General features: G+C 73.1%; 9 protein-coding genes. 6 read left to right on the top strand and 3 right to left on the bottom strand.

Translation table 11 applies throughout. The features are described from left to right. Nucleotides 1-282 precede the first annotated feature (282 nt). Genes ABZ842_RS31170 through ABZ842_RS31155 form a run of 4 tightly spaced genes read left to right on the top strand, consistent with a single transcriptional unit; the run spans nt 283 to nt 4,431 of the window. Nucleotides 283-1,134, top strand: coding sequence for an acetoacetate decarboxylase family protein (locus ABZ842_RS31170; protein WP_361544262.1), 852 nt, complete (start codon nt 283-285; stop codon nt 1,132-1,134). After that, nucleotides 1,127-2,599 (top strand): aldehyde dehydrogenase, encoded by a 1,473-nt coding sequence (locus ABZ842_RS31165; protein WP_361544259.1) that lies wholly within the window; start codon nt 1,127-1,129, stop codon nt 2,597-2,599. Before ABZ842_RS31170 ends, ABZ842_RS31165 begins: the two co-directional genes overlap by 8 nt. Then, the gene (locus tag ABZ842_RS31160) at nt 2,592-3,578 is read left to right on the top strand and encodes a 3,4-dihydroxyphenylacetate 2,3-dioxygenase (RefSeq protein ID WP_361544256.1); all 987 of its coding nucleotides are present in this window, start codon (nt 2,592-2,594) and stop codon (nt 3,576-3,578) included. The genes ABZ842_RS31165 and ABZ842_RS31160 overlap by 8 nt, the downstream gene beginning before the upstream one ends. Nucleotide 3,579: 1 nt before the next feature. Continuing rightward, nucleotides 3,580-4,431, top strand: a complete 852-nt coding sequence (locus tag ABZ842_RS31155; RefSeq protein ID WP_361544253.1) for a fumarylacetoacetate hydrolase family protein — start codon at nt 3,580-3,582, stop codon at nt 4,429-4,431. A gap of 41 nt (nt 4,432-4,472) precedes the next feature. On the opposite strand, the gene ABZ842_RS31150 is transcribed toward ABZ842_RS31155, so the two are convergent. The 3 genes from ABZ842_RS31150 to ABZ842_RS31140 all read right to left on the bottom strand — a co-directional run bounded on the left by ABZ842_RS31150 (nt 4,473) and on the right by ABZ842_RS31140 (nt 7,611). Then, nucleotides 4,473-5,204 carry a gamma-glutamyl-gamma-aminobutyrate hydrolase family protein gene (locus ABZ842_RS31150; RefSeq protein ID WP_361544358.1) on the bottom strand — a complete coding sequence of 244 codons (732 nt, stop codon included), beginning with the start codon at nt 5,202-5,204 and terminating at the stop codon, nt 4,473-4,475. Nucleotides 5,205-5,545: 341 nt separating this feature from the next. After that, entirely contained in the window at nt 5,546-6,130 is a 585-nt protein-coding gene (locus tag ABZ842_RS31145) for a MarR family transcriptional regulator (protein WP_361544250.1), read from the bottom strand. A 494-nt stretch (nt 6,131-6,624) separates the two neighbouring features. Beyond that, nucleotides 6,625-7,611 carry a ParB/RepB/Spo0J family partition protein gene (locus tag ABZ842_RS31140; RefSeq protein WP_361544247.1) on the bottom strand — a complete coding sequence of 329 codons (987 nt, stop codon included), beginning with the start codon at nt 7,609-7,611 and terminating at the stop codon, nt 6,625-6,627. Nucleotides 7,612-7,762: 151 nt separating this feature from the next. On the opposite strand from ABZ842_RS31140, the gene ABZ842_RS31135 reads away from it, so the two are divergent. Together ABZ842_RS31135 and ABZ842_RS31130 are read left to right on the top strand one after the other, a co-directional pair. Beyond that, nucleotides 7,763-11,605, top strand: coding sequence for a BTAD domain-containing putative transcriptional regulator (locus ABZ842_RS31135; RefSeq protein ID WP_361544244.1), 3,843 nt, complete (start codon nt 7,763-7,765; stop codon nt 11,603-11,605). A 225-nt stretch (nt 11,606-11,830) separates the two neighbouring features. Next, the gene (locus ABZ842_RS31130) at nt 11,831-12,244 is read left to right on the top strand and encodes a cell division protein SepF (protein WP_361544241.1); all 414 of its coding nucleotides are present in this window, start codon (nt 11,831-11,833) and stop codon (nt 12,242-12,244) included. The last annotated feature ends 8 nt before the right edge of the window (nt 12,245-12,252 follow it).

Genomic DNA, 12,252 nt, shown 5'->3' with positions numbered 1-12,252 from the left:
GCCCCGGCGGTTTCCGGCGGGTCCCGGCCTGCTTCGGCCCGCTCCGACCGGACGTGACCGGGTCCGGCCGGACACGGCCGGGGCAATGGGGCCCTGGACTCGGGCCGCACGGAGGCCGTTTGGGCTCAAACGTATGGCGTGGTGCGAAGGCTGACAAGACCTGAACCGGAGGTGGTGCGCAGTGGTGGAGGAGGTGGGTCCCGGCGTGCGGAGCGAGGTGTGCCGGGGTTGACGGCGGATGTTCCCCGACTAATATTTGGGCCCAAACGAATAGGAGGCACCGTGCCCCCGACCCATGGATTCTTCCCGCCCCGGACGGCGACGGGCGCTTCGGCGCTGATCCCCGCGCCCCCTTGGCGCTACTCCGGGGACCTGCTCACCGTGGAGTACCGCACGGACGTCGAGCGGGTGCGGGAGCTGTTGCCGCCGCCGCTGGAGCCGGCCGACGAGGACCCGGGAGCGGTCGCGCTCATCTGGGCCGACTGGCAGTCCTGTTCGGACTCCGGCGCCGAACTCCTCGATCCCGTGCGCTCGCAGTACAAGGAGGCGTTCGCCGTGGTGCGCTGTGCCTACCGCGGCCGGACCTACTCCCGCTGCGTCCACATCTGGGTCGACAAGGACTTCGCCCTCGCCCGCGGGCTCCACCAGGGCTACCCCAAGAAGCTCGGCTCCATCCACCAGACCCGCCCCCATCCCTACGGACCCGCGCCCAGGGTGGCGGCCGGCGCGCGCTTCGGGGCGACCCTCGCCGCCGCTGACCGCAGGATCGCCCAGGCGGTGATCACCCTGCGCGAGCCGGCCGAGACCGCGGGCTTCGTCAACGCCCACCCCATGGCCCACCACCGGCTGCTGCCCTCCATCGAGAAGGGCCGCGGCCCCTCCCTCGACGAACTCGTCGAGAGCGGTGCAGCCGCCGTCGAGAGCGGGCCCGCCTGGCGCGGGGAGGCCGAGCTCGACCTCTTCCCCTCGCCGACGGAGGAGCTGTCGCGGCTCGTGGTGCGCGAGCCCATCGCTGCCTACTTCCACCAGGTGGGGGTGGTGTGGGACGGCGGAAGGCTGCTGGCCACCGGCACCTCTTCGCCGCCCCCCGAAGCCGCGCCGCCCCACCCCGCGCAGGGAGGACCGCATGACTGACCACCAGACCACCGTCGCCGGGGTGCGCGTCGACACCCGGCACAGCATCGGCGGCCGACGCGTGGCGTCCGCCCGCACCTTCACCGACGTCTCACCCGTCGACGGCAGCGAACTCGGCGAGATCGCCCGCGGAGGCGCCGCCGAGGTGGACGCGGCCGTCACCGCCGCGCGGGAGGCGTTCCCCGGCTGGGCCGCCACGTCCCGCGCGCAGCGGGCCCGGGTGCTGCACGCCGTCGCGGACGGCGTCGAGCGGCGCTCGGAGGAGCTGGCCGTCGTCGAGACGTGGGACAACGGCGCCCTGCTGCGCTCCCACCGCAAGGGCGTGCTGCCGCGCGTCGCACAGAACTTCCGCTTCTTCGCCGACCGGCTCCTCGCCCTCGACCACGAGGACTTCACCACCCGCGGCCACCGCAACCATGTCTCGTGGGACCCGGCGGGCCCGTGCGCGCTGATCACCCCCTGGAACGCCCCGCTGATGCTCGCCAGCTGGAAGGTCGCGCCCGCCCTCGCCGCCGGGAACACCGTCGTCCTCAAGCCCGCCGAGTGGTCACCGCTCACCGCCTCCCTGCTCGTGGACGTCGCCGCCGCCGCGGGACTGCCGCCCGGAGTGCTCAACGTGGTGCAGGGCTACGGCGCGGAGGCGGGCGCCGCCCTCGTCGCCCACCCGGACGTGCGACGGATCAGCTTCACCGGCTCCGTACCCACCGCCCTCACCATCGCCGCAGCCGCCTCCCAGCGGCTGACCCCCGTCAGCCTCGAACTCGGCGGGAAGTCGCCCCTGCTGGTCTTCGCCGACGCCGACCTCGACCTCGCCGTCGACCTCGCCGTCGAGCAGTACGACAACGCGGGTCAGGTCTGTCTTGCCGCCACCCGCGTCCTGGTGGAGGAGCCGGTCGCCGACGCGTTCACCTGCCGGCTCGCCGAGCGGATCCGCCGACTGCGCCAGGGGGACCCGCGGGACGAGGACACCGACATCGGCCCCAACGTCCACCAACGCCAACTCGCCCGGATCGACGGCTACGTGCAGCGGGCGCTCGCCGCCGGGGCCCGCGCCGTCGTCGGCGGCGGACCCAACACCGAAGCGGGCGGCCTCCACTACCGGCCGACGCTGCTGACGGACGTCGCCCAGGACAGCGAGATCGTCCAGGAGGAGGTCTTCGGTCCCGTACTGACGCTCCAGACCTTCCGCACCGAAGCGGAGGCCGTCGCGCTCGCCAACGACACCCGCTTCGGGCTGGCGGCCGTCCTCGCCACCGCCGACCGCGAGCGCGCCGACCGCGTCACCGCGCGCCTCGTCGCCGGCACGGTCTGGGTGAACTGCTTCTACGTCAGGGACCTCAGAGCCCCCTTCGGCGGCTCGCGGCTCTCCGGCGTCGGCCGGGAGGGCGGGGACTGGAGCTTCGACTTCTTCTGCGACGTCAAGAACACCGTGACGGCACCGGAGGGATGGCGGGACCATGGGTGAGATCGTCGGCGCGGGGCTGCTCTCGCACGTCCCGACCATCGTGCTGCCGGAGGCCGACCGGCGACGACTGAACGAAGGCCGGGAGCTCACCCTCGTCACCGGCCTCCGGCAGCTGCGGGTGGACGTGTTCGACGCGGCCGACGTGGAGTACGACACCGTGGTCGTGCTGGACTCGCACTGGGCGACGACGGTGGAGTTCGTCGTCGCCGCGCACCGGCGCCGCTCCGGGCTCTTCACCTCCGACGAGCTGCCGCGCGGAATGAGCCGGATGCCGTACGACTTCCCCGGGGACCCCGAACTCGCCCGCGCCATAGCCGGGTTCGCCGATCGGCACGGCACCTGGATCACCGCCGTCGACGACGACTGCCTCCCGCTCCACTACGCCACGCTCAACCTCTGGAGGTACCTCGGCGCGGGCCTGCCCGACAAGCGCTGGCTCAGCATCGGCGTCTGCCAGACGGGCGACGGCGAGGACCACCGCAGAGTGGGCCGGGCCCTCGCCGACGGGATTGCGGCCACGGCCGGCCGCAAGGTGCTGCTGATCGCCTCCGGCGCGCTCTCGCACACCTTCTGGCCGCTGCGCGAGCTGCGCGACCACGAGGCGAGCGACCCCGCCCACATCGTCACGGCACAGGCCCGCGAGGCCGACGCGCAGCGCATCGCCTGGCTCGCCGACGGCCGCCACGACGAAGTGCTGCGGACGATGCCGGAGTTCGCCCGGCACAGACCGGAGGCCGGATTCGCGCACTACCTGATGCTGACGGGGGCGCTCGGCGAGGAGCGCTGCACGGCGCGGGCGCGCCAGTACGGCGAGTACGAGAACGCCATCGGCACGGGGCAGGTGCACCTGTGGTTCGACCGCCCGGACGGCGGCTGGACCGCGGCCCCGCCCGTGGACGCGCCGCCCGTAGCCGCCTCGTCCGTAGTCACCCCGCCCGTAGTCACCCCGTACGAGAGTTCTTCACGAGAGGTGGGCTGACGTGCCCGAGTACCGCCGTGTCCTGCTCGACGGCGCCGTCGTCGAGACCCAGCGCTCGGGTGACGAGCTGATCGCCCGCGACGGCCGCCGCGTCCCGGTCGAAGACGCCGTACACCTACCGCCCGTCGTCCCCTCCAAGATCATCGCGGTGCACCTCAACCACCGCAGCCGGGTGACGGAGTTCGGCGCCGAACTCCCCGCCGCACCCACCTACTTCCACAAGCCCACCTCCTCGCTCAACGCCCACCGAGGCGCCGTCGTCCGCCCCGAGCGCTGCCGATGGCTCAACTACGAGGGCGAGATAGCCGTGGTCATCGGCCGCGCCTGCCGCAACATCGCCCCGGGCGACGCGGCGCAGTACATCGCCGGCTACACCGTCGCCAACGACTTCGGCCTGCACGACTTCCGGGACACGGACGCCGGCTCCATGCTCCGCGTCAAGGGTTCCGACACCCTCTGTCCGCTCGGCCCCGGCCTGGTGACGGAGTGGGACTTCCGCGGCAAGTGGCTCCGTACGCACGTCAACGGGCGGCTCGTCCAGGACGGTTCGACGGACGAGATGGCCTGGGACGCGCACTATCTCGTCGCCGACATAGCCCGCACCATCACGCTCGTGCCCGGTGACGTCCTGCTGACCGGCACGCCCGCCGGCTCGCGCCCCGTGGGGCCGGGGGACGTGGTCGAGGTGTCCGTGGACGGGCTCGGCACGCTCAGAAACCACGTCGTCAGCGGGCCGGTCCCGGTCCGCACGGACGTGGGCGCCCAGCCCATGGAGTCGGAGGAGGTCCGCTCGACGGCGCTCGGCGGCGACTGGGAGCTGCGGGGCGTCCGCGCACCGCGTCCGTCGGGGTGAGAAGGGCCGACGGGGGCCGGAGAGGGGGCGGCCGGCTCCCGTCAGCGGGTGGCGTCGTCCGTCGCCGCCCGGACGAACGCATCGAAGATCCGTTGCTGCGCGGGGTCGTCCTGTGCGGTGTCCTCGGGATGCCACTGGACCGCGGTCAGCCACCCCCTCGCGCCGACCAGCTCCAGGGCCTCGGGGGTGCCGTCCGCCGCCCGCGCGGTGATCCGCAGACCCTCGCCCGGCCGGTCGACCCGCTGGTGGTGGTAGCAGGACACCTCAACCTTCTCGCCGCCGACGATCCGCGCGATGCGTGACCCCGGTCGCAGGGCCACCGGGTGGACCACGTGCCGGTGCTCGCGCGCGGGGCCGCCCATGTCCTGGAGCAGCGTGCCCCCGAGCACCGTGTTGACGACCTGGAGGCCCCGGCACACGGCGAGCGTCGGCAGGCCCGTGCGCAGCGCCTGTCGGGCCGCTTCGAGGTCGAAGCCGTCCTGCTCGGCGTGTACGTCGTACACCCGCTCGTGCGGCTCGCCGGCCTCGCCGTAGCGGTGCGGCGCGATGTCCCCGCCGCCGGGCAGCAGGAGGCCGTCGAAGCGGGCGAGGCGGGCGGCCACGTCGGCCGCGTAGGCGAAGCCGCCCGGGGCGTACGGATGGACGGTGACGGGCTCGCCGCCGGCCCTCCACACCGCTTCGACGAGCGCACGGGCGCTGACTTCGGCGGCGTAGCGCAGCGCTGAGGCGGACGCGGAGAAACGGGCGGGGATCGCGATCAACGGTCTCGGCAGGGGCACGGCTGATCCAAGGGGGGTGTTCGCCCGACCGTCGCCGACGGAGGGACGCAAGCGCACGAGGGGGGTGGTCGGCGGCGGGCACGCAAGGGTCGTCAGGAGGGCAGCGCACGCACCGTCGAGCGGATCGTATGGTGCCAAACGAACTACCGGCAAGAGTCACGGAACGGACCGTCGGCAAGGAGCCGGGAGCGGACCGTCGGCCAACGGGGAACGAACCGTCGGCCAAGTGCGCGGACGACGAGCCGTGGGCAGCGGACGCGGCAGTGAATCGATGGCAAGGGGCGCTGGCCGGCTTCACGCGTCCGGTGCGCGCGACCGGCACCGCCGTCGACGTGTCAGGCGTGCGGAGTGTCCTTGGCGCGCCGCCCGCTGCGGCGCGGCACCGGCGGCTCGCCGCCGAGGAGTTGCCGTCGGCGCTCCTCGCCGTGCGCCTCGATCTGCACCACCACGCGCCGCAGGGCATCCGCCGTCCGCCGGCTCTCCTCGTCGCTCAACTGGGCGGCGACGAAGACCTCCTCCTCGTTGAACTCCGGGAAGAGGCTCTGCATCAACTCCTCGCCCTCGTCGGTGAGGGCGAGCAGTACGCGCCGGCCGTCGGAGGGGTGTTCGCTGCGGCGCACCAGCCCCCGCGACTCCAGGGTGCGGGCCACCCCCGTCAGCGTGCCCTTGGAGATGCCTGCCTCCGCGGCCACCAGACGGGTCTCCATCTCGCCCCAGATCCACACGACCCACAGCACGACGAAACCGGTCCACGTCAGGTCGGATCCGCGCAGCACGGAGTTCTCCACGTGCTGGCGCACCGCCGCGGCGGCGCGGTGGATGTTGCCCACCATGGCCATTTGGTCGTGGTGGACGGGCGCTCCGCCCAGTTTGGCCCGGATCATTCGCTCGGTCTCGGCGATGGGTCGCTGACCAGGCACGGACCCTCCTCTGGCTGATGGCTGAGCTTTTGACCGACCACGGTCGACCGGAGTGCGCGGGGTGTCCGGCGGTCCGGCTGTCCGGGTTCAGATCATAGGTGCCCGCCCGAGGAAGGAGCCGGGCACCGCCCCCCGGGGGGGAGGGATTCGGACGGGGCCCTTCCGAGAGCGGCGGGAACGAACGAAAGCCGGTCGCGGTTCGGTCGCGACCGGTCATTCAGAAGTCCACGGAGAGGTGAATGGGGCGGAGTGCTCAGGGGCGCACAGGGCGTTCGGGATCGTACGCATGTGCTCGGATCATGCGTATGGCTCAGGATCGTGTGAGTTGCTCAGGGTCGTGCGGGTTGATCTGGGGTGTACGCGGCGCTCGGGGGCGTATGCGGCGCTTCCTCCGCGCTGTGGTCGCAGCGCGGAGGTGACGACAGGGCCCCGCCGCTGCTCACGGCAGGCCGCTCACGACGGTCGGGACTCCCGACGGCGCGCGCAGGGCTCGCTCACGCACGTCGCGGGGACGCCATCCTGGCCGCCCGGGCCTCCTTCTCCGCCTCTTGCCACAGCCGCCGCAGCATCCTGGCCCGTTCCGCCGGACGCATCCGGGAGATCGCGATCTCCGCACACGCGACGCCGTCCGCCCACGGCATCGTCACCACCCCGCGCTGCCGCGGAATGCTCGTCACCCCGGCCTGGTGCGGCATCCGGTGCGGCTGGCGCAGGTCCGCACCCCGGGCGCCGGCCCCCCGCCCCTCCGCACCGCGCGACTCGGAGGCCGCAGCGCGGGCGTCGGCCCGCTGCTTCTGCTGCTGCGGGCTGAGCCGGGAGAGGTTGCGCACGTGCACCACCTTGCGCCGGCCCGCGAGGAGGTCGGCCTGGAGCTCCGGGCCGAGTTCCAGCACGGACAGCTTCGAGGAGATCGTGGACTGGGCGATCCCGAGGCGCTTGGCCGCCTTGTTCTGGGACCCGTAGAACTCCACCAACTTCTTCAGCGCGTACGCCTGCTCCAGCGGGTTCATGTCGTCGCGGTGGACGTTCGCCACGAAGGCCGCTTCGAGCAGGGAGCGGTCGGTCGACACGAGGGCGTCGTCGACGCTGACGCGGACGGTGGTCAGGCCGGCCGCGCGCGCCGCCTCCAGCCGACGGTGGCCGTCGACCACGATGTAGCGGGCGTTCGGGTCGAGCTCGGCGGCGCGGGAGGGCCGTTCGCGTATGTACGCCTCCACGGACGCGACCGTGATGGCGTTGACGAGCCCGATCTCGCGGATACTGGTTGTCAGCGGCTGGAGGTCCCGCAGCGCCTCGCGGGGGTTGTCGGGGTTGCGGCCGATCAAGCTCAGCAGCAGCTCCGACGGTTGGACGGTGTCCTGGTGCGCGGGGGCGTCGCCGCCCGCTGCCGTTTCCGGGTGGGAGTGGAGGTGGGAGTGGATTCTGGTTTCGGATCGTGACTGGTCGGTCCTGTCGGTCTCGATGAACATATCGGAAGACATGCTGGTGAGCCCTTTCGTCTTGCCTGCCGCCCGAGTTCCCCGTGTTCTAGCCCGAGCTGGGACGAATCTTCCAGAGCCCACCGGCCAGAGCCTGGCCAAGTGGTTGCCAATCGCTTGCCACGGAGCGGGCTGATTGCGGAGGATTCACGACATGACCGATGGGGGAATGCGGTTCCGGATCCTAGGCGGCTTGGAGTGGCTCGCCCAAGGCGCCTCGCTGAGGATCGGCCGACGACGCGAAAGACTGCTGCTCGGCCTGCTGCTGCTGGAGTTCGGACGCGTGGTGCCGGCCAACCGGCTGATCAATCTGCTCTGGGACGAGGGGCCGAAGCCGTCGAGCGTTCGCGGCAGCCTCCAGGTCCACGTCTCGCGGCTCCGCGGCCGGTTCACCGCCGAGGACGCGGAGCACTACGGCTTCGCCTTGGTCAAGTCCGGTGACGGCTATCTGATCGAGGGCGATCCCAGCGCCGTCGACCTGCACCGCTTCCGCTACTCGCTGCAGCGCGCGGAGCGGGCGGAGAACCTCGTCGAACGGCTCCGCCTGCTCGACCGGGCCCTCGCCGACTGGGGCGGCCCGGTGCTGGCGGGCACCGCGCCGGACGGACTGGTCCGCCGGCTGGGCGCCGGCTTCGAGGAGTCGTACATCTCCGCGGTCACCCAGCGCGCCGAGGCCCGACTGCTGTTGGGCCGGCGCGAGCTGGTCCTGGAGGAGCTCGCGCGGGCCACCGCGGAGCATCCGCACCACGAACGCCTCGCCATGCTGCGGATGATCGCCCTCTACCGGGCCGACCACCGCGGCGAGGCGCTGGAGGTCTACAACGAGACCAGGACCCGGCTCGCCGAGGACCTGGGGCTCGACCCCGGTGCCGACCTCCAGCACGTGCAGCGCATGATCCTGCACGCCGACCCGATGCTGATGGACGACGAGGTCATTCCGCGGACCGAGCGCGGACGCATCGACCCCAGCGGCCGGGTGGGGTGGTTCCTCTCCGGCGTCCCCGAGCTGCGGGGCCGCGGCGACCGGCCCGGCAAGGCCGAACGGCAACAGCTGCCGGGAGAGGGCGGGCGCGGCAGGCCGGACGGACGGCAGGACCCCGCAGCGCCGCCACTCGCCTCCCCGTCGAACGGACTGCGCGGCCAGAACGACACGGGCGCCCCCGACTGTTGGGACGGTGCCGAGCCCGGCGACGCCGACGGTGCCGGGTACGAGCGACGGCAGCCGTACGACGGCGGCCGGCCCCAGGGGCTCCGCTCCGGCCCGCGCCACGACGAGGGGCACGGCCCGCGCCACGACGAGGGGCACGGGCACGGGCACGGCCCCGGTCACCACCAAGGCCGTCCGCTCGACCAGGGCCGGGGGACCGTGCCCGGCGACGGATACGGTCAGGGGCGCGACTTCGGCCACGGCGCACGCCCCCAAGACCCCGCGCACCCTCAGGGCCCCGCACGCCCCCAAGACTCCGTGCGCTCCCCGACCCCCGTTCGGCCGCCGGCCCAGGACCACGCACGGCCCCAGGACCACGCCCGCGCCTACGACCAGGTAGCCGACGAGCCCGTACGCCCCGAGGCCGAATCCGTCCAAAGCCACTCCAGGACCGGCGCCTTCATCGGCCGCGCCAAGGAACTGGCCCAGCTCGGCCGGCTCGTCGAGGACGCCCGCGGCGGCTCGGGCGTGCTGATGATCGTCGGCCCCGCGGGCAGTGGCAAGACCGCGCTCGCGCTGCAATGGTGCCGCGGCTCCCGCGACGCCTTCCCCGACGGCCAGCTCTTCCTCGACCTGCGCGGCCACAGCGACGAGAGCCCCATGAGCGCCAAGGAGGCGCTCTCCGGGCTGCTGCGCGCCCTCGGCACCCCGTACCAGGAAATCCCGCACGACCTCGCCCAGATGGCGGAGCTGTACCAGCGCACCCTGTCCGACCGGCGGGTCCTCATCGTCCTCGACAACGCCGAGTCGGCCGTCCAGGTGCGGCAACTGCTCCCGTACGACACCGGTTGCCTGGCCCTGGTCACCAGCCGCAACAGGCTCGGCTCCCTGATCGTCACCCACGGCGCGTCCATGCTGCCGCTGCGCCCGCTGGCCGCGGACGACGCCAAAGAACTCGTCCGCAGCGTCGTGGGCCGGCGCCGGTCCGCCGCCGAACCCGACGCGCTCGCCGAACTCGTCGCCATGTGCGGACGGAGCCCGCTCGCGCTGCGCATCGCCGCGGCCAACCTCGCGCTGCACCCCGAAGGGCTGATCGCGCAGCACGTGCGGGAGCTGCGGTCCGGCAACCCCCTGGAGACGCTGGCGGTCGCCGGCGACCCCGACTCCGCCGTGCGCAGGGCCTTCGAGCTGTCGTACCGCCGACTCGACGCGGAGGCCAGGGACGCCTTCAGGACGCTGGGCATCCTGCCCGGGCCCGCGACGACGGTGCCCGCCGTCGCCGCGCTCCTCGGCCGCACCGTCGCCGCCACCGTCGCCATCCTCGACCGCCTCTTCGCGGAGCACCTGGTCGAGCTCGTCGGCCGCGACCGGCTGCGTCTGCACGACCTGATCTGGTGGTACGCCCGGCTCCTGGTCGACGCGGAGGACCCGGTGGCCGCGCAGCGCGAGGCCCGCCGCCGGCTGCTGCGGTGGTACGTGGCCTCCGCGGACTCGGCGGCCCGCTGCCTGTATCCGCAGATGCTGCGCCTGGAAGTGGCCCCCGTGGGCCCCGAGGCCCGGGCCCAGACCTTCGACGACCCCCAGCGGGCCGCCGACTGGTTCGACGCCGAACACGCCGAGCTGGTGCGGCTGATCGAGGCCGAGGCGGCGGCCGGCACCGACCCGGCGGGCGACGGGTCAGCCGCGCCGCCAGACGCCAGTGTGTGGATCCTCGCGGACATCCTGCGCGGCTACTTCTGGCTCCGCCGGCACACCAACGCCTGGATCACCGTGGCCTCCCTCGCCCTGGCCACCGCGCGCGAGGGCGGCGACTTCCGCGGCCAGGCCGCGGCCGAACAGAGCCTGGGCCTCGCCCGCTTCACCATGGGCGACCTGGAGCGCAGCAAGCACCACTTCGAACTCGCCATCGAGCTGGCCCGGTGCGCCGACTGGGGCGTGGGCGAGTCGGTCGCCCTGTCGAACCTCGCCGGGGTCTCCGGCGACCTCGGGCTGCTCAGCCAGGCGGCGGAGTACTACGGCCAGTCCATCGCCATCGACCGCAAGCTGCGCCGCAGCCCCTCCCAACCCCTCCTCGGGCTGGGCGAGGTACTGCACGGCATGGGGCGGCTGCGGGAGGCGGAGCGGCTGTGCCGACGCGCCCTCGCCCTCTCCCACAAGATCGGCGCGCCCGACAGCGTCTCGCGGATCAGTTGCAGCCTGGCGACCATCTCGCTGGACCTCGGACTGCTGGTCACCGCCCACGAGCTGGCTGTGACCTCCCGCCGCGGATTCCAGGCCATCGGCAACCTCCCGGGCGAGGCGGAGGTGCTCAGCGTCCTCGCCATGATCGGCGCGGAGGCGGGCGACGGGCTGGGCGCGCTGCGGGCGGCGCTCACCGCCTGTCGGCTCAGCAGGCGCTCGGGACGGCCGCGGCTGCGTATGGACGCCATGATCGCGATGGGGCACGCCCGGTACCAACTCGGCCAGTACGAGCGGGCCTTCGAACACTTCCGCATCGCCCACCGCACCGCCGAGGGCATCGGCTATCTGAAGGGCCGCACGATGGCGCTCCTCGGGCTCGGCGTCTGCGCGGCCCGACTGCGCCGCCCGTTGGAGGCGCTGGGGTACGCGGCCTCCGCGCTCACCCTTGCCAAGGAGTCCCAACTCCGGCTCCTGGAGGGCCAGGCGCAGGCCGTCATCGCGCTCTCCCAGGGGGCCTGCGGGGACACCGACTCGGCCGCGCGCGCCGGCCGGCTCGCCCTGGACATCTACACCGGCACCGGATACCGCCCGCTGCACTCGCCCTTCGGCCGGCCCATGGAGGGCATCCATCCGGAGGACGGGTTCGCGGAGGTGTTCCTCCGCTGCTGAGGGGCGAGCGGGCGGCGGCGCGCGGGGCGCACCGTTTCGTATGTCCGTGACGGGAGTCACGCGCGCGGGTCCGGCGGCGGCGGGCGTCCGTGCGGGCGTTGTCAGTGGCGCCCGATACGGTGCAGGGAGTCGAGTGTTGGCCCCGCGCACGTGCTGGACGAAAGGTGCGCCACCCACTCGTGTCGCTGTTGGGCCGAACGGGTGAGGGGCGGGAGGATGGACCCCATGAGCAGGTACGAGAGGTACGACGTCACCGACGAGCAGTGGGAGGGTTTGGCGCAGGTCGTTCCGTTGCGCGGCCGGGACGAGTGGCCGTCGAGGGTCGACCACCGCACGGTTCCGCAGGAGTACGCGGTCGAGCAGCGTCGTTTCATCGTGCTGCGGGTGCAGGTCTTCGCCGACGCCCGTGAGGTGGCCGAGTATCTGATCGCGCAGATCCCGGTGTTGCTGGACCTCACCAGCGCCGACCCCGACGTGGCCAAGCGCATCCTCGACTTCAGCAGCGGGGTCGTCTTCGGCCTGGGCAGCGGCATGCACCGGGTGGACCGGAACGTCTTCCTGTTGGCCCCCGCCGGTACCGAGGTCGACGGCATCGCGGAGGCGACGGGCACCTTCTCCACCGCCTCGATCCGCCGCTGACCCGCGCG

This window comes from Streptomyces sp. NPDC047315, assembly GCF_040643215.1.
GTDB lineage: Bacteria > Actinomycetota > Actinomycetes > Streptomycetales > Streptomycetaceae > Streptomyces.
The sequence above is the reverse complement of the archived record's forward strand: the minus strand, read 5'-3'. Positions and strand labels throughout refer to the sequence as shown.